At 54.2% G+C, this 22,658-nt stretch carries 21 protein-coding genes; 6 read left to right on the forward strand and 15 right to left on the reverse strand.

All coding sequences use genetic code 11. From position 1 onward, the window contains the following. Positions 1–4 precede the first annotated feature (4 nt). Together KGP21_RS25925 and KGP21_RS25930 are read right to left on the reverse strand one after the other, a co-directional pair. Complete coding sequence (locus KGP21_RS25925; protein ID WP_021180789.1) at positions 5–694, reverse strand: LrgB family protein; 690 nt, start codon at positions 692–694, stop codon at positions 5–7. After that, positions 687–1,109: a CidA/LrgA family protein gene (locus KGP21_RS25930; RefSeq protein WP_059199016.1), complete on the reverse strand. Its 423-nt coding sequence runs from the start codon at positions 1,107–1,109 to the stop codon at positions 687–689. Before KGP21_RS25930 ends, KGP21_RS25925 begins: the two co-directional genes overlap by 8 nt. Before the next feature lie 134 nt (positions 1,110–1,243). Here KGP21_RS25930 and KGP21_RS25935 point away from each other — a divergent pair, with 134 nt between their 5' ends. Together KGP21_RS25935 and KGP21_RS25940 are read left to right on the forward strand one after the other, a co-directional pair. Continuing rightward, complete coding sequence (locus KGP21_RS25935; protein ID WP_094981540.1) at positions 1,244–2,128, forward strand: LysR family transcriptional regulator; 885 nt, start codon at positions 1,244–1,246, stop codon at positions 2,126–2,128. 252 nt (positions 2,129–2,380) lie between these two features. Continuing rightward, the gene (locus KGP21_RS25940; RefSeq protein ID WP_223498546.1) at positions 2,381–4,108 is read left to right on the forward strand and encodes a SulP family inorganic anion transporter; all 1,728 of its coding nucleotides are present in this window, start codon (positions 2,381–2,383) and stop codon (positions 4,106–4,108) included. Positions 4,109–4,144: 36 nt separating this feature from the next. Here KGP21_RS25940 and KGP21_RS25945 read toward each other — a convergent pair whose 3' ends face one another. The 5 genes from KGP21_RS25945 to KGP21_RS25965 all read right to left on the reverse strand — a co-directional run bounded on the left by KGP21_RS25945 (position 4,145) and on the right by KGP21_RS25965 (position 9,072). Continuing rightward, positions 4,145–5,794, reverse strand: coding sequence for a Na+/H+ antiporter (locus KGP21_RS25945; RefSeq protein WP_021180793.1), 1,650 nt, complete (start codon positions 5,792–5,794; stop codon positions 4,145–4,147). Between the two features lie 184 nt (positions 5,795–5,978). Then, positions 5,979–7,340: an NCS2 family permease gene (locus KGP21_RS25950; RefSeq protein WP_039995975.1), complete on the reverse strand. Its 1,362-nt coding sequence runs from the start codon at positions 7,338–7,340 to the stop codon at positions 5,979–5,981. A 388-nt stretch (positions 7,341–7,728) separates the two neighbouring features. Next, entirely contained in the window at positions 7,729–8,136 is a 408-nt protein-coding gene (locus KGP21_RS25955) for a VOC family protein (RefSeq protein WP_021180795.1), read from the reverse strand. Positions 8,137–8,182: 46 nt separating this feature from the next. Beyond that, complete coding sequence (locus KGP21_RS25960) at positions 8,183–8,851, reverse strand: glutathione S-transferase family protein (RefSeq protein ID WP_094982835.1); 669 nt, start codon at positions 8,849–8,851, stop codon at positions 8,183–8,185. Continuing rightward, positions 8,848–9,072: a lipocalin-like domain-containing protein gene (locus KGP21_RS25965; protein ID WP_218832963.1), complete on the reverse strand. Its 225-nt coding sequence runs from the start codon at positions 9,070–9,072 to the stop codon at positions 8,848–8,850. Before KGP21_RS25965 ends, KGP21_RS25960 begins: the two co-directional genes overlap by 4 nt. Positions 9,073–9,283: 211 nt before the next feature. Between KGP21_RS25965 and KGP21_RS25970 the strand changes: the two genes are divergently transcribed. Both KGP21_RS25970 and KGP21_RS25975 read left to right on the forward strand, forming a co-directional pair. After that, entirely contained in the window at positions 9,284–9,544 is a 261-nt protein-coding gene (locus tag KGP21_RS25970; RefSeq protein ID WP_021180798.1) for a YdgH/BhsA/McbA-like domain containing protein, read from the forward strand. A 196-nt stretch (positions 9,545–9,740) separates the two neighbouring features. Continuing rightward, positions 9,741–10,490: a 3-oxoacyl-ACP reductase family protein gene (locus tag KGP21_RS25975; RefSeq protein ID WP_059199020.1), complete on the forward strand. Its 750-nt coding sequence runs from the start codon at positions 9,741–9,743 to the stop codon at positions 10,488–10,490. A gap of 58 nt (positions 10,491–10,548) precedes the next feature. On the opposite strand, the gene ssb1 is transcribed toward KGP21_RS25975, so the two are convergent. Beyond that, the gene (gene ssb1, locus KGP21_RS25980; RefSeq protein WP_024483970.1) at positions 10,549–11,091 is read right to left on the reverse strand and encodes a single-stranded DNA-binding protein SSB1; all 543 of its coding nucleotides are present in this window, start codon (positions 11,089–11,091) and stop codon (positions 10,549–10,551) included. Positions 11,092–11,378: 287 nt separating this feature from the next. Here ssb1 and uvrA point away from each other — a divergent pair, with 287 nt between their 5' ends. Further along, a complete protein-coding gene (uvrA, locus tag KGP21_RS25985) occupies positions 11,379–14,207 on the forward strand; it encodes an excinuclease ABC subunit UvrA (RefSeq protein WP_141133084.1) in 2,829 nt (942 codons plus the stop codon). A gap of 218 nt (positions 14,208–14,425) precedes the next feature. Here uvrA and KGP21_RS25990 read toward each other — a convergent pair whose 3' ends face one another. From KGP21_RS25990 to KGP21_RS26005, 4 genes are all read right to left on the reverse strand, one after another. Then, the gene (locus KGP21_RS25990) at positions 14,426–14,845 is read right to left on the reverse strand and encodes a DUF1090 domain-containing protein (protein ID WP_059199022.1); all 420 of its coding nucleotides are present in this window, start codon (positions 14,843–14,845) and stop codon (positions 14,426–14,428) included. A 372-nt stretch (positions 14,846–15,217) separates the two neighbouring features. Continuing rightward, positions 15,218–15,571: an MmcQ/YjbR family DNA-binding protein gene (locus KGP21_RS25995; protein ID WP_021180803.1), complete on the reverse strand. Its 354-nt coding sequence runs from the start codon at positions 15,569–15,571 to the stop codon at positions 15,218–15,220. Between the two features lie 245 nt (positions 15,572–15,816). Beyond that, positions 15,817–17,010, reverse strand: coding sequence for an amino acid aminotransferase (locus KGP21_RS26000; RefSeq protein WP_179249245.1), 1,194 nt, complete (start codon positions 17,008–17,010; stop codon positions 15,817–15,819). Between the two features lie 74 nt (positions 17,011–17,084). Further along, positions 17,085–17,552, reverse strand: coding sequence for an Lrp/AsnC family transcriptional regulator (locus KGP21_RS26005; protein WP_115159942.1), 468 nt, complete (start codon positions 17,550–17,552; stop codon positions 17,085–17,087). A gap of 224 nt (positions 17,553–17,776) precedes the next feature. On the opposite strand from KGP21_RS26005, the gene KGP21_RS26010 reads away from it, so the two are divergent. Then, positions 17,777–18,544: a transporter substrate-binding domain-containing protein gene (locus KGP21_RS26010; RefSeq protein ID WP_223536530.1), complete on the forward strand. Its 768-nt coding sequence runs from the start codon at positions 17,777–17,779 to the stop codon at positions 18,542–18,544. A 71-nt stretch (positions 18,545–18,615) separates the two neighbouring features. Here the strand turns inward: KGP21_RS26010 and KGP21_RS26015 are convergent. From KGP21_RS26015 to dnaB, 3 genes are all read right to left on the reverse strand, one after another. Further along, positions 18,616–19,976 (reverse strand): IS3 family transposase gene (locus tag KGP21_RS26015; protein ID WP_371824863.1). Its coding sequence is split into 2 segments (ribosomal slippage): positions 18,616–19,458 and positions 19,461–19,976, totalling 1,359 coding nucleotides; the frame shifts between segments, so codons are not numbered across the junction. A gap of 90 nt (positions 19,977–20,066) precedes the next feature. Beyond that, positions 20,067–21,146 (reverse strand): alanine racemase, encoded by a 1,080-nt coding sequence (gene alr, locus KGP21_RS26020; protein WP_059199025.1) that lies wholly within the window; start codon positions 21,144–21,146, stop codon positions 20,067–20,069. Between the two features lie 17 nt (positions 21,147–21,163). Beyond that, the gene (gene dnaB / locus KGP21_RS26025) at positions 21,164–22,576 is read right to left on the reverse strand and encodes a replicative DNA helicase (protein WP_024483977.1); all 1,413 of its coding nucleotides are present in this window, start codon (positions 22,574–22,576) and stop codon (positions 21,164–21,166) included. Positions 22,577–22,658 lie beyond the last annotated feature (82 nt).

The raw sequence follows: 22,658 nt of genomic DNA on the forward strand, positions 1-22,658 counted from the left end.
CTGATTACCACATTAACCGGCCAATCAAGGGTGCCCCGATCACCGTGATAATCCCCGCCAACATCATCACCAGGCTAGACACCACCCCTTCCTGCTGGCCTATCTCATAGGCTCTGGCGGTACCGGCACCGTGGGAAGAAGCACCAAACCCCGCCCCTTTCGCCAGACCGCTGCGCACCGACAGGCGCAGGAACAGAATATCGCCTACCGCCATGCCAAACACGCCGGTAATCACCACAAACAGTGCCACCAAATCGGGTTGCCCCCCCATCTGCTTCGCCGCTTCCAGCGCGAACGGCGTAGTGATAGAACGCACCGCCAGGCTGCGCTGCACTTCATCCGGTAACGTCAACCAACGGGCCAGCCACACCGAGCTGTAAACGGCTACCACCACTGCGGTAAGCACCCCGGCGCTGAGAGAAAGCCAATGGCGGCGGATAATATGCAGGTTTTCATATACCGGCACGGCAAAAGCGATGGTTGCTGGGCCAAGCAGCCACAGCAGCCAGTGCGTTTCACCGATATAGCTCTGATACGAGATATGCGTCACCACCAGCAATAGCACCAATACCATCGGCGTTAGCACCAATGGCATCAACAGCAGGCTACGGCGACGGCGATAGAGCCGTTTATTGGCAAAGTAGAGTACCAATGTCACCACCAGGCAGGTGATGCTGAGGATCACGTCATTCATTACGCATTTTCCGCCGTTGCAGCCAGATCTCGAAGCGATAAACGCGATCCACCACCAACCCGGTCGCTCCCAGCGTCAGCATGGTGCTGATGGCAATCACCAGAAAAATCTTCCAGCCTTCCACCATCAACAGTTGGGCATAGTTCACCACCGCCACCACCGCTGGCACAAAAAACAGCAGCATTTCGGCCAGTAACCAACGCGATCCCGCTTTTACCCAGTTGAGCGGCAAAATGCGCAGCAGGATCAGCGCCAACATCATCAACATCCCCACGATATTGGCGGGCAAAGGCAGATGAAACAGTTGCACCAGCCGATCGGCAAGCAGGAATAACAAGGCATATAGCACTACCTGGATCGGCACCTGTAAGCGAGTCAGCAAAGCAGGCGCAGCACGGCGTAACGCCAGAGACATGAAAGCAACCTCAGAAAAAATCAAGGCTTACAGTATACGCAGCCGGGAAACCCTGCCTGAAATGAATTAAAATTATCAACATCATGCCGTAAGGGAATAGTTTCCCGGCGGCACCGCCTTCAGGAGAGCCCAAAGTGGATGTCCGCACCCTGCGTTATTTTGTGGAAGTGGTCCGCCAGCAAAGTTTCACCCGCGCGGCCGAGAAGCTGTTTGTTACCCAACCCACCATCAGCAAGATGTTGCGCCATCTGGAAGATGAGTTGGAGTGCACACTGCTGGTACGTGAAGGGCGCAAGCTGCACCTCACCGACAGCGGGCAGGCGGTTTATCAGCGCGGCCTGGCGATCCTCGATGAGTTCCGCCAGTTGGAGGCCGAACTGGAGGACATCAGCTCGGTGAAAAAGGGGGTGCTGCGGCTGGGTATTCCACCGATGGTCGGCAGGCAGATCGCCGGTTTGATCCGTCAGTTCCGCCAGACCTATCCGGGGATCGAACTGAAGATCTCCGAACTGGGCGGCCTTTCGGTCGAACAGGCGGTGTTAACCGGAGAATTGGATCTGGCGATGACGATACTGCCCGCAGTCTCTGACCAGCCGTTGACCTTTTTGCCCCTGCTAAGCCACCCGATGTGCGTAGTTGTGCCAAAGACGGCACACTGGCTCAACCGCACCAGCATCGCGATCAATGAGCTGGCCGAGTGGCCAATCCTGATTTATAACGAAGACTTCACGCTGTATAAAATGCTGATGGCAGCCTTTCAGCAGGCGGGCTTCGAACCCAAGATTGCCGTACGCAGCGGCCAGTGGGATTTTCTGGCAGCGATGGTGCAGGCCGGAGTGGGAATTGCCACCTTACCGGAGCCAGTCTGCCAATGGCTGGATAAAGAAAACCTGATCTGGCTGCCGCTGGAGCCACGTATGGAGTGGCAAGTGGGGCTGATCTGGCGCCAGGGCAGCTATCTTTCCCACAGCGCCCAGGCCTGGATTGCCTGCTGCCGGGAGTACTGGCCTCAGCCTTGATAGTCTTCTGTTTCCCCTCACCCCAACCCTCTCCCAAAGGGCGAGGGAGCCGATTCAGAGCGCCTATCAAGTAGCGTGATCAATCTGTGGCCCGTAAAGTCCCTCTCATTGCATAACGGTAGCAAATTCACGTCATAATCCCCTGCTATACTTCGGCTAATGCTCACCCAAAATCACAAAAAAACCGCTGATTTACTCTTCCGGCCAACGAAAGAGACAGCATGCCCCTTTATTCAGCCGGATGGAAATGATATGCAGCGGAAATCCCTCCAGAGTATCGCGCCTGGCCTGATGAACCTGCTCGCTTACGATCGTAGCTGGTTGAAACCTGATATCCGCGCTGGCCTCTCGGTGGCAGCAGTGGCATTACCGGTGGCGATTGCCTACGCCGAGCTGGCTGGCGTGAGCGCCATCGTCGGGCTTTACTCCTGTATTCTACCGATGATCGCCTACGCCATTTTTGGCTCATCGCGTCAGCTGATCGTCGGGCCTGATGCAGCCACCTGCGCGGTCATCGCCGCAGTAGTCACTCCTCTAGCGGCTGGCCATACCGAGCTGCACTGGCAATTGACCATCGTAATGACCCTGATGATGGGAACCTGGTGCCTGATTGCCAGCCGCTTCAAGCTGGGAGCCATTGCAGACCTGCTGTCACGCCCGATCCTCAATGGATTGCTCAACGGCGTGGCGCTTACGATTATCGTCAATCAGATCAGCAAGATATTCGGGTTTGCCTCGTCCTCCAGCGAGCTGATTGAACGTATTTACGCACTGCCGGTTAACTTACTCAACAGCCATTGGCCCACGGTGCTTATGTCACTGCTGACGCTGCTGATCCTGCTTGGCGTCCACTACACCCGGCCTAACTGGCCTGCACCGCTGTTCGCCGTAGTGCTGACAACGGCGTTGACCTGGGCGGCTAATTTGCCGCATTTTGGCATTGAAACGGTTGGGGGCTATACCGGTGGCGGTTTGCCCATGGTGTCATGGCCTGATTTTAAACCCGGGCTGCTGCGCGATCTGGTGATCCCGGCGCTCAACCTTGCCGTAGTCAGCTTTGTCAGCATGATGCTGACCACCAGGAGCTTTGCGGCAAAGAATGGCTACGAGGTTGACGCCGACAGCGAGTTTCGCGCACTGGGGCTGGTGAATATCGTCTCCGGGCTTTCGCAGGGGTTTGCCATCAGCGGTGCCAACTCTCGTACCGCCGTTAATGATGCCAACGGCGGAAAAAGTCAGTTGGTCTCGGTGATTGCCGCGCTGGCGATCGCTTTGGTAGTGGCATTTTTTAGCGAGCCGCTGCAGTTTATCCCCATCCCGGTGCTCGGCGTGGTGCTGATTTACGCCTCTTGGTCACTGCTGGATATGCGCAGCATTTTCCGGTTGCGCAAACGCAACCGCCCCGCGTTCTATCTGGCGCTGTTTACTTTCTTGAGCGTGCTGCTGGTAGGGATCATTCCCGGCATTGGGCTGGCGGTGCTGCTGGGTCTGTTGCAGTTTCTACAGACGGTTTTCCGGCCAACCGAACAGCTACTGGGGGTCAATGCAGACGGTATGATCCATTCGCTGGGTAAGAGCAACGGCGTCCAGCCTGTCGATGGCGTCATTATGTACCGCTTTAATTCGCCGTTGACCTATTTTAACGTTGCCTACTTCAAGCGGCGGATCACCACTCTGGTAAATGGGGCTCCGGGCCATCCACGTTGGGTGGTTATTGACGCGGTGGCCAGCTTCACCCATGCGGATATTAGCGTGTTAGCCGCTATCGAGGAATTGAAGCGGGATTTGCAACTACGGGGGATCGGCCTGGTGCTCGCAGGCCGCCGTACCGAGCTGACACGCTGGTTTCGCCTGGATCGCTCCGGCAGCAAGGAGAATAAACTGATCCTGGTTCCCGATCTGTATCTGGCGTTGAAGCTGATCCAAAGCAAGGAGAGTAAAGCGCAAGGGGATCGAGATGCCGAAGCCTTGGCTGAATAAGATAGGGGCCGCATAGCGGCCCCCGTAAAGATGTGGTTAGCCTTCTCGCTCAACCAGTAAGGCTTCCAGCAGATCGAGATCGTGCAGCAGTTTTTGCAGCGTCTCGTTGCTGATTTTTTGCGTAGCGCGTAGATGATAAAGCTCACCACGCTCCGCCCGCAAGGCGGTCAAACGGAAACGCCGCTCGAGATTTTCCAACGCCAGCGCATTTTCGATATCGTCTTTACTGGCAATACGCCGCCGCAACATTCCGGTCACCCTGGAACTGACCTCTTTGAGCACCTGCGGATCGAGGTTTTCCTCGGTGTCGGCCACCAGCCGCTCTTCCATCTTGTTGATGCTCTCAATCGCCACCTCGGCAGCCATGGCAATCGCCATGCGCTCTTCGGTCTTGCTGGCACTCTTGTCTGCGACATGCACCCCGCGCAGCAATAACGGCAACGCCAGTACGCCAACGATCAGTGACAGCAAGATCACCCCGGCGGCGATAAACACCAGCTGATAGCGCGCCGGGAAGGCGGTGCCATCGCTAAGTAACAGCGGGATAGAGAGCACACCAGCCAGCGTAATCGCCCCACGCACGCCAGCGAAAGAAGCAACCCACAGCTCACGTATGCTGTAATCGCCAAACTGTAGAGGGCGCTTTTTCATAAAGCGATTACTGGCCTTTTTCATTACCCACAGCCAGCTGAAACGCAGCACCAGCAGCGCGGCGTAGATAATCGCCACGTCGGTGAACAGATACCAGGTCTCGATAGTCGGATCCAGTTCAGCCTGCACAATCGAGGTTTCCAAGATCCCCGGCAGTTGCAGCCCCAACATGATGAACACCATGCCGTTGAACACGAACTCCAGCATCGCCCAGACGCTGTTAGCGCGCAAACGCATGGCCAGCGGTGCGTTACGGATCACGCCAGACTGGCTGATGGTCATCCCCGCCGCGACGGCAGCCAGGATGCCGGACACGCCGATATGTTCGGCAATCAAATAGGAGGCAAAGGGTAACAGCAACAGCAGCACAATCTGCGTGGCCGGATCGTCTCCGCTCCAACGGCTCATCACGCGCAGCGATTTACTGTAGGTCCACGTCACCGCCACACCGGCCAGCAGGCCACCGATTGCCACCTTCAGGAACTCCATAGTGGCGCCACCGACGGTAAACACCATGGTCCCCATTGCCACCGCGATGGCAAATTTTAACGATACCAGGCCAGAAGCGTCATTCATCAACGCCTCACCTTCCAGCACACTCATGATACTTCTTGGGATACGCCCTTTACCGACGATACCGCCCAGAGCCACGGCATCGGTAGGAGACAATACTGCCGCCAGCGCAAACGCGGCGACCAGCGGGATCCCTGGTACCATCAGGTAAATGAGATAACCCACGCCGACAACGGTGATCAACACCAACACCAGGGCCAACCCCAGGATTTCACGCCCGTGGTGCAAGAATTCACGGGTAGGCGTTTTCCATCCGTCGGCAAACAGCAACGGTGGAATAAACAGCACTAAAAACAGTTCGGGGTCAAAATCAACGTGCAACCCGAAATGCGGCCAGGCCAGCAAGGCCCCAATGGCAATTTGCATCAAGGGTAACGGGATCTGGAACGGCAACATGCGTGTTACCACCCCAGACAGGGAGACCACCAGGATCAAAATGAGGATTGTAAAAAATATTTCCATGCTTTCCTTAGACTCTTAAGTTCAGATCACCAAAGCGCGCGGGTAACAGTGTCCGAATAGTAGATCACTTTTTTTCTCAGTTATAAAGCTTGTTGTGCCTTTCAAAACACGTCGCAGAAAAGGGGAAGAATAGTCTTAAGGAAATGAACGACGGGGCCGGAGGATGGCCCCGTAGAAGAAAGGCTTAAATTGCCCAACCACCCGCATAGAATGCCACCAGCGCCACCGCGATTAACACGGTACCGATATTCAGCCTACGCCATTCACCAGAGAACACGCGGCCAATCACCAGCGAGCTGAAGCCCAGCATGATGCCCGTCACAATGTTACAGGTCAGCACGATAAACACCGCGCACAGCAAACCGGCCATGGCGTCGACAAAGTCGTCGAAATCCAGCTTGGTGACGTTGCTCAACATCAGCAGGCCAACGTACATCAGCGCAGGAGCGGTGGCGTACACTGGCACCAGATAGGACAGCGGCGACAGGAACAGGATCAGCAGGAATAACAGCCCAACCACGGTGGCCGTCAGGCCGGTTTTACCGCCCGCCGCCGTACCTGCGGCAGATTCGATATAAACCGCGGCAGGTGCAGCCCCAACCAGCCCGGAGAAAATGCTGCTCAGGGAATCAGAGGTCAGCGCTTTGCCACCGTTAATGATCTGGCCATCTTTATCCAGCAGATTGGCCTGCCCGGCGACCGCACGGATGGTGCCAGTGGCGTCAAACACCGCAGTCATTACCAATGCCAACACGCTTGGCAACACCACCGGTTGTAACGCCCCCATGATATCCAGGCTGAAGATCAGCGATTTGCCATCCGGCCCCGCCAGGCTAGGCATGGCGAACAACCCTTGGTATTTCACCGCCGGGTCGAAAATCAGGCCGATAACCGAAATGGCAATAATGACCAGCAAGATGCCGCCAGGTACACGCAGTTTTTCCAGGCCGAAGATAACCGCCAAGCCGATTAACGTCATCACCACCGGAAACGAGGTAAATGCTCCCAGCGCTACAGGCAAACCATCCAGCGGATTTTTCACCACCAGGCCGACACCGTTAGCCGCGATCAACAGCAGGAACAGGCCGATACCAATACCGGTGCCGTGCGCCACTCCCATTGGCAGGTTACGCAGGATCCAGGAGCGGATACCGGTAATCGAGATGATGGTAAACAGGATCCCCATCAGGAATACCGCGCCCAGCGCCACGGGAATGCTGATCTGCTGACCCAGCACCAGGCTAAAGGCGGTGAACGCCGTCAGTGAAATGGCACAACCAATCGCCATCGGCAGGTTGGCCCACAAGCCCATCAGCAACGACCCCAAACCGGCAACCAGGCAGGTGGCAACGAATACCGCAGTCGGTGGGAAACCGGCTTTACCCAGCATGCTGGGAACCACGATCACCGAGTAGACCATCGCCAGGAAGGTGGTTAGCCCTGCCACCACTTCCTGACGCACGTTGGTACCCCGTGCTGTAAGTTTAAAGTACGCATCAAGCCCGCCTTTGGGTGTCACGGCGTTATTTGCTTGAGAATTCGACATGTTGCTGTCCCCTGTTTTTCATTGCTGCCAGCCTGGATGAAGTGGCTTGTTATCCCACTGATGCATGGTCATTACGAAACCGTTTCCGTCACGTTCGCTTCCTTACCCTTCAGGAACGCGGCAACAGACGCCGTGTAAAAGGCAAACGTTTAACTCTCATCGCATGCAGCGGGTGATTTATGATGGTCTTATCCCCAAAAATCCCAAACGCTACCGGGTGGGATTTTCAAGGCAAACGATTATCTAGCCTTCTATGCCGTCTGATCAACTAAAGATCGCGACAATTTATGCGAAAACGTATTGGGATCGCTCATTGTTGAAGATGTGAGGTTTATCACATTACGACTTGAAGAGGAGAGATCGCCCCGACAGCTTGGGGCGGAAAAGATTATTGCGATTGCATCGCCTGCTCATCCATGTACATCAACTCCCAGATATGACCGTCCAAATCCTGGAAGCCATGGCCATACATAGTGCCGTAATCCTGTGGCTGATTATAGGTATTGCCACCGGCGGCAATGGCTTTGCGTACCAACGCGTCTACCGCAGCACGGCTGGGTTGCGACAGGCAAATCAGCACTTCCGTCGCTTTGTTGGCATCGCTGACGGGATTGGGGGTAAACAGTTGGAATTTCTCGTGAGTCAGCAACATCACGTAAATACTCTCACTCACGACCATGCAGGCGGCAGTGTCATCGGTAAACTGCGGGTTGAAGATAAACCCCAGTTGGCGGAAGAACTCGATAGAAGCGGGCAAATTGCTGACGGGCAGGTTAACAAAAATTTGCGTAGCCATGGGCTACCTCCTATGAAAGTGACCCTATCGAGTATAGTTCAAGCCTTCACCCCAGCACGCTAAACGGCCCACCCTGTTCCAGAGCCCGCTGATACGCAGGACGCGCGTGAATGCGTTGCAGATAGTCTTGCAGTTTCGGGCAACCATCCAGCCCGCCTCGCCCAGCTAGCGCCTCCACCGGGAAACTCATCTGGATATCCGCAGCGCTGAATTCATTGCCTACAAACCAGGTGCTTTTATTCAGGTGTTGCTCCAGATAATCGCGATGCGTGACAATCTGCTTATCCAGATACTCTTTCTGTACCCCTTTACCGATCGCCCCGGCAATCGGGCGTATCACCCATGGGATCGGCGGGTGTCCTAAACGGCTAAACACCAGTTTCATTACCAGCAGCGGCATCAACGACCCTTCTGCATAGTGCAGCCAATAGCGATACTCCTGGCGAGCGTGAAAATCCGTGGGCGTGAATAACCCTTGTGCGTCATAGGCTTCCTGCAGGTATTCAATAATGGCGCCCGACTCGGCCAGTGTCAGATCGCCGTCTACCACTACCGGCGATTTGCCCAACGGGTGGATCTTTTTCAATTCGGGCGGTGCCAGCATGGTGGTTTTATCACGTTGATAACGCAGAACCTGATAGGGAACACCGAGCTCCTCCAGAAACCATAAAATGCGCTGCGAACGCGAGTTGTTCAGATGATGCACGATAATCATGATTTTTCTCCCTCAGCGGCCTGGAGCCGTTGCCACACCAATTCGCCAATTTGCACGCTGTTGTCCAGTTGCAACGGCACGGTGCGTAATGTGAGTGTCTCGCCAGTGAAACTGTAGAAGCGGATCTGCTGGCTACCCAGCCAGTTGGGGAACGAACCCCCCTCGACCCGATGAATGACGCACTGTTTATCTTCATCAATCCGATAGTGGCCAACTGCCAATAAACTGATTCGTTGTCATCACATTCGCTCCCTTGACGCCCAGGTTAAAAGGTAGTTGTGATTTCAACTATCGCCAACCCTACGTATAATTCAATTTATTTGATGTAGATACTCAAAACTCTCCGATTTTCCATTACCGCCAAGTGGCCTATCATTCAACACATCGAGAGACAACGGCCTCTCACCTAACAAAACCCCTGAGGATTGAATTATGAAAAGCATCAAAATTTTTGCTACCGCTGTACTGTTAACTTCCGCTTCTTTCGCCAGCATTGCCGCTGACCAGGTCACCAGCCAGCCAACTGCCGACTCACAGAAAATCGGTGTGGTTTCCGTAAGCGGTGCCAGCAACCTGAGCGCTCTGGAAGCCGAACTGGCAAGCAAAGCGGCCGCATCCGGTGCCAACTCTTACCGTATCGTTTCCGCCGGTGGCCAGAACAAGCTTTACGGCACAGCAGAAATTTTTAACTAATCGTCAGATTATGAGCCCCGCAAGGGGCTTTTCGCGTTTTAACCGGTAATACAAACCGGAACAACCAGACTACTCTATAATGTAACCCATCCCCGCCAGCCAACCGGCACATGGCCCATTTTGGCAATCCCCTGCCTGCGTTTTCCCAGATACTGCAGTTGCTATTTATAACCATTACAACTTTTGGAGAGATATCATGTCGGTAACCCAACTTCTGTCTGGCCGAGTAGCTTTTGTCCAAGGTGGTTCACGCGGTATCGGTGCCGCCATCGTTAAACGCCTGGCACGTGAAGGCGCTACCGTCGCATTCACCTACGTTTCCTCCCCCGATAAAGCCGATGAGGTGGTTGAAGCCATTACGGCGGCTGGCGGTCAAGCCATTGCCATCCGTGCAGACAGTGCCGACGCAGAGGCTCTGCAACAGGCTATACGCCAGACGGTAAACAGCTTCGGCAAGCTGGATATTCTGGTGAATAACGCGGGCGTGCTGGCAATGGGTAACCTGGAGGAATTGTCGTTAGCAGATCTGGATCGCACGCTGGCCGTTAACGTCCGCAGCGTATTTGTTGCCAGCCAGGAGGCCGCCCGCCATATGAATGATAATGGTCGCATTATCAATATCGGCAGCACCAACGCCGAGCGTATGCCGTTTGCCGGTGGAGCGATCTACGCCATGAGCAAGTCGGCGCTGGTCGGCTTAACCAAGGGCATGGCTCGCGATCTGGGTTCACGCGGCATTACCGTCAATAACGTCCAGCCCGGCCCGGTAGATACCGATATGAACCCGGCAGATGGCGATTTTGCCGAACAGTTGAAACCGATGATGGCCGTTGGCCGTTATGGTAAGGATGAAGAGATTGCCAGCTTTGTGGCTTATCTGGCGGGGCCGGAGGCGGGATATATCACCGGTGCCAGCCTGGCGATTGACGGTGGCTTCTCAGCGTAATGCCCTCTAAAGCAAAAAAGCCCCAAAAAGGGGCTTTTCGTTTTGAACCTGAGGACAATCAGAACGGAATATCGTCGTCAAAGTCCATTGGTGGTTCGTTGCTGGCCGCTGGTGCGCTGTTTTGCGCTGGGCGAGCCTGCTGCTGTTGACCACCGCTGAACTGGTTGCCACCCTGTGGCTGCTGAGGTTGACCCCAACCGCCCTGCTGGCCACCCGCTGGAGCGCCGCCGCCTGCTGGAGCACCACCACCTTGGCGGCCGCCCAACATCTGCATGGTGCCACCCACGTTGACCACGATTTCGGTGGTGTATTTTTCTACGCCCGCCTGATCGGTCCATTTACGGGTCTGCAATGCACCCTCGATGTAAACCTGGGAACCTTTACGCAGGTATTCACCCGCCACTTCTGCCAGCTTGCCGAACAACACCACGCGGTGCCATTCCGTTTTTTCTTTCTGCTCGCCAGTAGCCTTGTCACGCCAGCTCTCGGAGGTCGCCAGGGTAATGTTGGCAACTGCGCCGCCATTAGGCATGTAACGGACCTCAGGGTCTTGACCCAGATTCCCGACCAAAATTACTTTGTTTACGCCTCTGCTGGCCATGTTCGATCTCCCGATGAGTCATTTAAGTGGATTCAGACCACATTTTGGATAGTCTAAACCACAAATTGTAGCATGCCACCTGCTTAGATTATACCTGCGAAGTGCCTTCCAAAAATGTCCCGGCGATCGACCTTGTTGCATTCGTATACTGGATATTCATTCAGGTTTTTTTGTGCCATAATTATGCGTTTCGTACTGGCCGAGCCGTTTTTTTGCGCAATAGATCACATAATCGCCCACAAAAGAACGCAGACAGGCGCGGTGTATCATCAAGACGGGAAGTGTAAATGGACAATATCGAAGTTCGTGGTGCTCGAACCCACAATCTCAAAAACATCAACCTGATTATCCCGCGCGACAAGCTGATCGTCGTCACCGGTTTATCAGGTTCAGGCAAGTCCTCACTGGCTTTTGATACCCTGTATGCCGAGGGGCAGCGGCGCTACGTTGAGTCGCTCTCTGCCTACGCTCGCCAGTTTCTTTCGCTGATGGAAAAACCGGACGTCGACCATATTGAAGGTCTATCCCCGGCGATCTCCATCGAGCAGAAATCGACCTCGCATAACCCGCGCTCCACGGTCGGGACCATCACCGAGATCCACGATTACCTGCGCCTGCTGTTTGCCCGCGTCGGCGAACCGCGTTGTCCGGATCACCACGTTCCGCTGGCGGCACAAACCGTCAGCCAGATGGTGGATAACGTGCTCAACCAGCCGGAAGGCAAACGCCTGATGCTGTTGGCACCGGTGGTGAAAGATCGTAAGGGTGAACACACCAAGACGCTGGAAAACCTGGCAACCCAGGGCTATATCCGCGCGCGTATCGACGGTGAAGTGTGCGATCTCTCCGATCCGCCAAAGCTGGAACTGCAAAAGAAACACACCATTGAAGTAGTGGTGGACCGTTTCAAAGTGCGTGACGATCTGGCACAGCGTTTGGCCGAATCGTTTGAAACCGCATTGGAACTGTCCGGCGGTACCGCCGTCGTCGCCGATATGGATGACGAAAAGGCCGATGAACTGCTGTTCTCCGCCAACTTTGCCTGCCCCATCTGCGGCTACAGCATGCGCGAGCTGGAACCCCGGCTGTTCTCGTTCAACAACCCGGCCGGCGCCTGCCCTACTTGTGACGGACTGGGCGTGCAGCAGTTCTTCGATCCTGAGCGTGTGGTTCAGAACCCCGAGCTTTCTCTGGCCGGTGGCGCTATCCGCGGTTGGGACCGCCGTAATTTCTATTATTTCCAGATGCTGCGCTCGCTGGCGGAGCACTATAGCTTTGATGTGGAAGCCCCGTTCAGCAGCCTGGATGCCAACGTGCAGAAAGCGGTACTGAGCGGTTCGGGCAAAGAGTCGATCGAATTCAAATACATCAACGATCGCGGTGACACCACCGTGCGCCGCCATCCGTTTGAAGGCGTGCTGCATAATATGGAGCGCCGCTACAAAGAAACCGAATCCAGCGCGGTGCGTGAAGAGCTGGCCAAATTTATCAGCAACCGCCCTTGCGCCTCGTGCCGTGGCACCCGCCTGCGTGAAGAAGCCCGTAACGTGTTCGTGGAAGATACTACGCTGCCGGAGATCTCCGAGCTCAGCATCGGCCATGCCATGACCTTCTTCCAGAATATGAAGCTGAGCGGTCAACGTGCCCAGATCGCCGAGAAGGTGTTGAAAGAGATCGGCGATCGTCTGAAGTTCCTGGTTAACGTCGGGCTGAACTACCTTTCACTGTCACGCTCTGCGGAAACGCTGTCCGGCGGTGAAGCCCAGCGTATTCGCCTGGCAAGCCAGATCGGTGCTGGTCTGGTAGGCGTGATGTACGTGCTGGATGAGCCATCTATTGGCCTGCACCAGCGCGATAACGAACGCTTGCTGGAAACCCTGATCCACCTGCGTAACCTGGGGAACACGGTGATCGTGGTAGAACACGATGAAGACGCGATCCGCGCAGCCGACCACGTGATCGATATCGGCCCTGGTGCCGGTGTTCACGGCGGCCAGGTGGTAGCGGAAGGCACCGTCGATGACATCATGGCCCAACCGGATTCACTGACCGGCCAGTTCCTTAGCGGCAAGCGCTCAATCGCCATTCCGGCCGAACGCGTACCCGCGGATCCGAGCAAAGTGCTGAAACTCAGCGGCGCACGCGGCAACAACCTGAAGGACGTGACGCTTACGCTGCCTGTCGGGCTGTTTACCTGCATTACCGGCGTTTCCGGTTCCGGCAAGTCAACGCTGATCAACGATACGCTGTTCCCGATCGCCCAACGCCAGCTCAACGGTGCAACCATTGCCGAAGCGGCTCCTTACCGCGAAGTGACCGGCCTGGAACATTTCGACAAGGTGATCGATATCGATCAGAGCCCAATTGGCCGTACGCCACGCTCTAACCCGGCCACCTATACCGGGATCTTCACCCCGGTGCGCGAGCTGTTTGCCGGAGTACCTGAATCCCGTACCCGTGGCTACACGCCGGGCCGTTTCAGCTTTAACGTCAAGGGCGGCCGCTGCGAAGCCTGCCAGGGCGACGGCGTGATCAAGGTAGAGATGCACTTCCTGCCGGATATCTACGTGCCTTGCGATCAGTGCAAAGGCAAACGCTATAACCGCGAAACGTTGGAAGTGAAGTACAAGGGTAAAAACATCCATGAAGTGCTGGAAATGACCATTGAGGAAGCCCGTGACTTCTTCGATGCCGTGCCCGCCTTGGCGCGTAAGCTGCAAACGTTGATGGAGGTTGGGCTTTCCTATATCCGTCTCGGGCAGTCGGCCACCACCCTTTCCGGTGGTGAAGCGCAGCGTGTGAAACTGGCGCGTGAGCTGTCGAAGCGGGGTACTGGTCAGACGCTGTATATCCTCGATGAGCCTACTACCGGCCTACACTTCGCCGATATCCAGCAGTTGCTGGCGGTACTGCATCAGTTACGCGATCAGGGCAACACCATCGTGGTGATTGAACACAACCTGGACGTCATCAAGACGGCGGACTGGATCGTCGATCTGGGGCCGGAAGGCGGCAGCGGCGGCGGTGAGATCCTGGTGTCCGGCACGCCGGAAACCGTGGCCAACTGTAAAGAGTCTCATACCGCGCGGTTCCTGAAACCGATGTTGCAGAGATAACACCGTGGCCAACATGCCGAACACCAAGCTCGGCATGTTGGCCGTTATTACGGCGCAACCTAGGGACAGCAATAAGTTTCCACCTTAGAATGGCAGGAGCGGATTTGGGGTTTTAACTATCACACGGATATGTAAGTGCCGCGCAGTGGTGAAATAACTCTCACCACCCAAATTCAGCATTATTTATCTGCAGCTAAAATATACTCATATCGGCAAGGCTACCTTCCCCATGACTCCACCTGCTTCAGTTCAAATTCGGCCTCAGCTAATTTTCTCTGTCGCTTAGCAATTTTGCTCGGTTTGCCTTTGAGCTGTGCTTCATATAGCTCTTGTTTTCTTTTCTCTACCTTACGTTGCTTCTTGGCAATTTCATACTGGCGATCGAATTCGAACGGCTGAGTGGCAGGTGCATAATCGTATCTATTATAACGGCCTTTGTAACCACCGTGGCAGTAGGTCTGCACATTGGCCAAGGCCCGATTCAGCCCCTCAACACGATGGACATTGCCATAACGCGTCGCGTACTCGAGCTGCTCTCGCAGTTTTTGTTCTTTTATTGCACAATTTGGCGCCGCCAATGATAATGAGGAATAAACGAGCAGTGGCAGTACGAGAAATATTGAATGATGCAGTTTCATAATTAAATTTCCTTTTAGTAGGTTCCCCTACGGATCCCTTATCCTTATTTGCCTTTAAGCAGATTGATATAGACGCATTAATAACACAGTCATAATTTAAATTCCAATGAGAACTCTCTTAATTAACAGCTCCGTGTATTTAAAATAAATTATCATCCTATTTTTATCAAAATTTAAATATGCTCCAATTAATAGAAAATAATCTAATTAGTGGAATTAAACCAAAAAAAACCTTGCCAATCCTGTTTCTCAGAACTAAATAACGCAGTAAACGATATTGGACTACAAAATAAAATTTCCCCATAGGTATCGGGGGCGTCGTCCTCTGGCCTGTCGCCACTCTTGAGCCAACAGGCCTGGCCACCTATAAATTCAAATGCGCAGCTCTTGGCGCACCTGATCGGGCAACCCTTCCAGCACCAAACGATATGAGCTGTCGATCAAATGATAAAACTGCGAATTGGGCAAGTTGCCGTCCAGAAATACCGCGTTCCAATGGGCTTTATTCAAATGTTCGCAGGGGACGATTTCCGGATGCTGCTCACGTAGGCTTTCTGCCAGCTCCGGGCTGCTTTTGATCGCCAACGCTGGGCGACCCTGCACTTCACACACCATAGCGAACATGACATCACCCACCTTGATCTGGCTGGCCTGCCATTGGTTTTGATCGCTTTGGTGTGCGCCAGGTTTCGCCATGCAGTATTCCAGCAGTGCTGAGTTATTCATTGGGTTATTTCCCGAAAGACACAATGCGGCGCGAACCACTGTGAGTATGCTGTTACCAGCCAGATACCCTGCCAGTCAGATAGAGAACCGCGCCTGGTCGCTGAAAGCAAGGCTTGATGGCGCTTGCGAAAAGTCTTAGCGCTCTCAGACAGTATATTCTTTATCCAGTTGGCGGCAACCGCCAACACGCAGAAACAATAAGGGGCGATATCGCTATCGCCCCTAAAATCAATGCATTCAGGTCGTTACTGCACCGCGGCAAAGGCCTCGGCCACTTGACGAACGTTATTGTGGTTCAGGCCCGCCACACACATACGACCGCTGTGGATCAGATAGACACCGAACTCTTCACGCAGCCGGTCAACCTGAGCCGCGCTGAAGCCGGTGTAGCTGAACATGCCGCGCTGCTCGAGCAGGTAATCGAAGTTACGCTGTGGCAACGCGCCCTTGAGCGTTTCGACCAGCGCTTTACGCATCTCCAGAATACGGTTGCGCATGGACTCCACTTCGGCCAACCATTGCGCTTTCAACTGCGCATCGTTCAGCACTTTTGCCACCACCTGAGCACCGAAGTTCGGTGGGCTGGAGTAGTTACGGCGCACGGTCGCTTTCAGCTGCCCCAGCACACGCTCGGCGGCTTCGCTGCTTTCACACACCACAGAAAGCCCACCCACGCGCTCACCGTACAGTGAGAAGATTTTCGAGAATGAGTTGCTCACCAGGCACGGCAAACCGGCAGCCGCAATGGCGCGAATGGCGTAGGCATCCTGATCCATTCCGCCGCCAAAGCCTTGATAGGCGATGTCGAGGAACGGGATCAGTTCACGTTCGGCTATCACTTTAACCACCTGATCCCACTGGGCATTGGTGAGATCGGAACCGGTCGGGTTATGACAGCAAGGATGCAGCAGGGCAATGCTCTTGGCCGGCAGCTGTTGCAGCGTGCTCAGCATGGCATCAAATTTCACCCCCAGTTTTTCACCGTCGAAATAGGGGTAAGTATTCACTTTGAAACCGGCGCCACCAAAGATGGCCACGTGGTTTTCCCAAGTCGGATCGCTGACCCAAACCTGAGAGTCCGGGAAATAGCTTTTCAGGAAGTCAGCCCCCACTTTCAACGCACCAGAACCGCCCACGGTTTGAACGGTGGCAATGCGCCCTTGTTGCAGCATGGGGTGTTCAGCACCAAATAACAGTTGCTGGATTGCGCTACGGTAAGGCTGTAGGCCTTCCATCGGCAGGTAGACCGAGGCCCCCTGTTCAACGCTGTTAAGTTGGGCTTCAGCAGCGGCAACGGCCTTCATCTGTGGGATGATGCCTTGCTCATTGTAGTAAAGGCCAATACTCAGGTTCACCTTGTGCGCACGGGGATCTTTTTTGAATTTTTCCATCAGCGACAGGATCGGGTCACCTGCATAGGCTTCAACATTCTGGAACACGGGTTGGTTCTCCTGATTTTGGTTGTTCGGGCACAGTCCCTAATATAGCCACAAATCGGCGTTGGGTTTTAGCTTTATCTGGTCACCGGAAGCAAACCGTTTTCTTTGATCCGTTCCAGCACCACCGCCGTTTTGATATGCCCGACGCTTTTATGGCGGGAAAGCGTCTGGCTGATAAACTCACTTAACGCTGGTAGGTCTGCTACCGCCACTTTCAGCAGGTAGTCGGCATCGCCGGTAGTTTTATAAACGTCAACAATTGCGTCCACTTCTGCCAGCATCTGATGGAAACTGTCGATCTGCTCTTGGGTATGGGTCAGCAGGCTTACCTCTATCAGCCCCACCAGTCCTAATCCCATCGCCTCCGGTGCCAACCTGGCGTGATACCCTTTGATCAACTGGGCCTGCTCCAGGCTGATACGGCGGCGCGAGCATTGCGAGGCCGAAAGCCCGACCAGTTCGCTCAGTTCCTGATTGGTCAGACGGCCATTGGCCTGTAACAGCGTCAGGATTTTCATATCAAAATCGTCAATGTTGTACATAGCCACCTGTAAAATGTGTTAATAAATGTTGACGCTACAGACTAGCAGCTTTTTTAGCCTTGCAACCATCGGTGCTGGCGGGTTGTGAGAGACATAGCAGCAAAGCCAGCTTCCTTGCTCAGAAATGGCATAAAAAACGGCCAAATTACGCAAACCAACAACAATTAACGGCAAAACCGCGCATAAAACCACAAATGTATTTGTCGACATGAAAAGGAAATTTGATGAAAAAACTATTGCCTCTCGCCTTGCTGGTCGCCACCGGGAGCGCCAACGCACAATCCAATCTGGACAAGGTATTGCAGCAAAAAACGCTGACGGTCTGTACCACCGGCGATTACAAGCCCTACACCTTCCTGAAAGAGGATGGCAGCTACGAAGGCATTGATATCGCTATGGCCGAGTCGCTGGCCAACAGTCTGGGGGCCAAAGTGAAATGGGTAAAAACCACCTGGAAAACCCTGACGCCTGACTTCGTGGCCGGGAAATGTGATATCGCCATGGGGGGGATCTCAGTGACGCTGGAACGCCAGAAGCAGGTGTTTTTTGCCGAGCGGCTTGATACCGACGGCAAGATCCCGCTGGTACGTTGTACCGACGTGAAAAAATACCGCACCATTGAGCAGATTAACAAACCTGCGGTGCGGCTGATCGAGCCTGCCGGTGGCACTAACGAAGCCTTTGTCCGTGCTCATCTGCCCAAGGCCAACCTGACGCTGTCCCACGATAATATGGGCATTTTCCAGCAGTTGGTGGATCGCAGGGCCGACGTGATGATCACCGATACCTCCGAAGCCCTGTACCAGCAGAAACGTTATCCCAAGCTGTGTGCGGTGAACCCGGATAAGCCGATGCAGTACGGTGAGAAGGCCTATATGTTGCCGCGTGATGATATGAGTTGGAAGCTGTATGTCGATCAGTGGCTGCACTTGAGCAAGGCCAGCGGGGAGTATCAGAAGATTATCGGCCAGTGGCTGGCAGTGAAGAAGTAAAGCTCCTCCTCACCTAATACGTTAAGCGGGCGCACATGTGAACTGACCCCAAGAAGTTGGACGGTTTAAAATTAAGCAACCATCAAAGCCTGCGTTCTGTACTCCACAGGGCTCAGGCCTTTGAGCTTCTGTTTGATACGATGGTTATTGTAGTAATCTATGTACATGTCTATCTCTTCAGACAGCTGTTCCACACTCTCAAAGCGTTGTAAATAATACAGTTCAGCTTTCAGATGGCCAAAGAAGTTTTCCATTACCGCATTATCCAGGCAGTTACCCTTGCGAGACATGCTCTGTTCTATCCCATTTTCCTGCAACTGATGCTGATAAGCCGCCATCTGATAGTGCCAACCTTGGTCACTGTGCAGCAACGGCTTTTCTTCCGTTTTTAGCGTACTGAGCGCCTTATCCAGCATCGTTTTTACCAGACTGAACACAGGTTTACGGGACATCTCATAGGCAATGATTTCACCGTTAAACAAGTCGAGTACCGGCGATAAATACAGCTTTTTATCCGCCACCTGGAACTCCGTGATATCGGTCACCCACTTTTGGTTAGGCTCCAGAGCGGTAAAATCGCGCTGCAAGGTATTCGGGGCCACTTTACCGACATGTCCCTTGTACGAACGGTATTTTTTACGGCGAACGGGCGATTTCAATTGCAGCTCAACCATCAGTTTTTGCACGGTTTTATGATTTAGCACAGCCCCCATCTTTCGAAGAACACTGGTCACCCGGCGATAGCCGTAACGGCCTTTATGCTCGTTAAAAACAGCCATTATTTGCTGCTTGGTTTCACCATACTTATCCGGTGCTTGATGGCTTTTACAACAATAGTAATACGTACTGCGCGGCAGTTTTCCGGCCCACAGCAAAACCTCCAAACGGTGTTCTGACCTCAATGCTCTGATTATTTTTGCCCTTTTCGACGAGTCTGGGCTTCCTTCTGTTGCATCAAGGCTCTCAACTTTTTTATGTAATCATTCTGCGCACGTAAAAACTCGATTTCCTCCCGCATCTCTTCGGGGGTCAACTCATCAGGCGATTTATCGGCATGGGGGGTTTTGGGATGCTGACGCATTTGGCGACTACGCTTATTCAGGTTGAGGGCTTCAGCCCCATTCTCCCGATAGAGTTTAATCCAGCGTTCCACAGTAAGGTAAGAAGGAATATTGAATTTAGCGGCGACTGTCGCTAAAGAGAGCGGATTTGAAAGCGCGAATTCGACAACAGAGAGCCTGAAGTCAGGTGTGTAATGTTGCTTGCGTCCTAACCGCAGCCCCTGTTCCCCATGATGCTGATAAGCGGCAATCCATCTGCGTAGTTGGACATGGGCAATAGAAAACTTCTTAGCGGTCTGTTTTTGACCGCCGAGTCCGGCAAGATAGTACCGGACAACGTCAAGTTTGAACTGAAGTGAATACTTCATCAGAACTGTACCTCCAAATGTCAGATGTTTGTCCAACATTTGGGGTTCAGTTCAATGCGGCGCCCTTACGCAGTAGTGTGAGACTTGGGGAAGTTACTCGCCTATATATTCCATCGTGACGCGCTGGGTAAGCTTGGTGATCAGTTCATAAGCGCTAATGCCGCTAAAGGCAGCCACCCGTTCAACCGGCAGTTCATTACCCCACAGCACCACTTCGTCACCCACCTTATCGCTGGCATCCGGCCCCAGATCGACGGAAATCATATCCATGGAGACGCGGCCGACGATCGGTACTTCACGTCCGTTCAGCCATATCGGCGTGCCAGAAGGCGCACTGCGTGGATAACCGTCGCCATAGCCCATCGCCACTACGCCCAGGCGGGTATCTCGTTCACTCACCCATAGCCCGCCGTAGCCCACCGGTTCACCAGCTCGATGCTCACGCACCGCGATCAGGCTGGATTTCAGCGTCATGGCTGGTTGCAGCCCAAAATGATCGGCGTAGGGCTTCTCCAACGGGGATACGCCATACAGGATAATCCCCGGGCGTACCCAGTCACGATGAGCCTGTGGCCACAGCAAGATCCCACCGGAAGCCGCGATCGACTTCAGGCCCGGCTTATCGTTGGCGAAATGCTCAAAGCAGCTGATTTGCTTTTCGGTAGCATCCACCAAGGGCTCGTCGGCGCGGCTGAAGTGGCTCATGATATTGACAGGCTGAACCACGTTGCGACAGGAGCTCAAACGCTGGTAGAACGCCTCTGCCTGTTCCGGACGCACGCCCAGACGATGCATACCGCTATCGAGCTTCATCCATACCGATACCGGGTGCGCCAGTTCAACCTGCTCCAGCGCTTCAAGCTGTTCGATGCTGTGAACGGCGGTTTCGATATTATTCGCCACCAGCGCGGGCAAATCTTCAGCACAGAAAAAACCTTCCAGCAGCAGGATCGGTTTAACGATGCCACCGGCACGCAGCATCAATGCTTCGCCGATACGCGCTACGCCGTAACAGTCGGCATCTTGCAAGGTATGAGCCGTTTCCAACAGGCCATGTCCATAGGCGTTGGCTTTCACCACGGCAATCAGGCGGCTTTGCGGCGCCAGGCGACGGATCTGTTGTAGGTTGTGTCGCAGGGCGCGGCGGTCGATAACAGCAGTTGCCGCTTTCATTTCAATTCCTTAGCTGATTATTCGTCATCATATTGTGGCCCCGCATAGTTATCGAAGCGTGACCACTGGCCGTTAAAGGTCAGGCGTACGGTACCAATCGGGCCGTTACGCTGCTTACCCAGAATAATTTCGGCAATCCCTTTCAGATCGCTGTTCTCGTGATAAACCTCATCACGGTAGATGAACATAATCAGGTCGGCATCCTGCTCGATGGAGCCAGATTCACGCAGGTCGGAGTTAACCGGGCGCTTATCGGCGCGCTGTTCCAGGCTACGGTTCAACTGCGACAGTGCCACCACCGGCACCTGCAGCTCTTTCGCCAACGCTTTGAGCGAGCGGGAAATTTCAGCAATCTCCAAGGTACGGTTGTCGGAGAGTGACGGCACGCGCATCAACTGCAGGTAGTCGATCATGATCAGGCTGATCCCGTCATGTTCACGGAAAATACGCCGCGCGCGGGAGCGCACTTCGGTAGGCGTCAGGCCAGAGGAGTCGTCAATATACATATTGCGCTTCTCCAGCAGGATCCCCATGGTGCTCGAGATCCGCGCCCAATCCTCGTCATCCAGTTGGCCGGTACGGATACGGGTCTGATCCACGCGCGACAGCGAGGCCAGCATACGCATCATAATCTGGTTGCAGGGCATCTCCAGGCTGAAGATCAGCACCGGTTTATCCTGCGTCATCGCGGCATGTTCGCACAGGTTCATCGCGAAGGTGGTTTTACCCATTGCCGGACGGGCCGCGACGATGATCAGGTCAGACTTTTGCAGACCGGCGGTTTTCTTGTTGAGATCGTGATAGCCGGTGTCTACGCCGGTAACACCGTCGTGCGGCTGCTGATAGAGCTGTTCAATGCGGGCGACGGTATCTTCCAGAATACGTTCGATACCTTTGGGGCCTTCATCTTTGCTGGCACGGTTTTCCGCGATCTGGAATACCCGGGATTCCGCCAGATCGAGCAGATCTTCGCTACTGCGCCCTTGCGGATCGTAACCCGCATCGGCGATTTCGTTGGCGACGGAGATCATTTCACGAACTACCGCACGTTCACGTACGATGTCGGCATATGCACCAATGTTGGCCGCACTTGGGGTGTTTTTCGATAATTCTGCCAGATAGGCAAAACCGCCCACCGTTTCCAGATCGCCCCTCTGTTCCAACGATTCGGACAGCGTGATCAGGTCGATGGGCCGGCTCATCTCCAGCAGACGCTGCATTTCGGTAAAGATCAGGCGGTGTGGACGGCTGAAGAAGTCGTTGGCGACCACGCGCTCCGCCACGTTATCCCAGCGTTCGTTATCCAGCATCAAACCGCCCAACACGGACTGCTCCGCCTCCAGCGAATGTGGCGGCATCTTCAGCCCTTCCATCTGGCGGTCTCTGGGTTCGTACGTGTTTGTCTTGTTGGTTGGTTTTTTGCCTGCCATGAAGCCTATTCTTTATTCAGTTGCGAATGGGGGTAGCTGACGCAAGAGTATACGTGATTTTCAGTCATGATTCCCTGCGCAA

The sequence above is a fragment of the Serratia sp. JSRIV004 genome, from assembly GCF_019968705.1.
GTDB classification, from domain to species: Bacteria; Pseudomonadota; Gammaproteobacteria; order Enterobacterales; family Enterobacteriaceae; genus Chania; species Chania fonticola_B.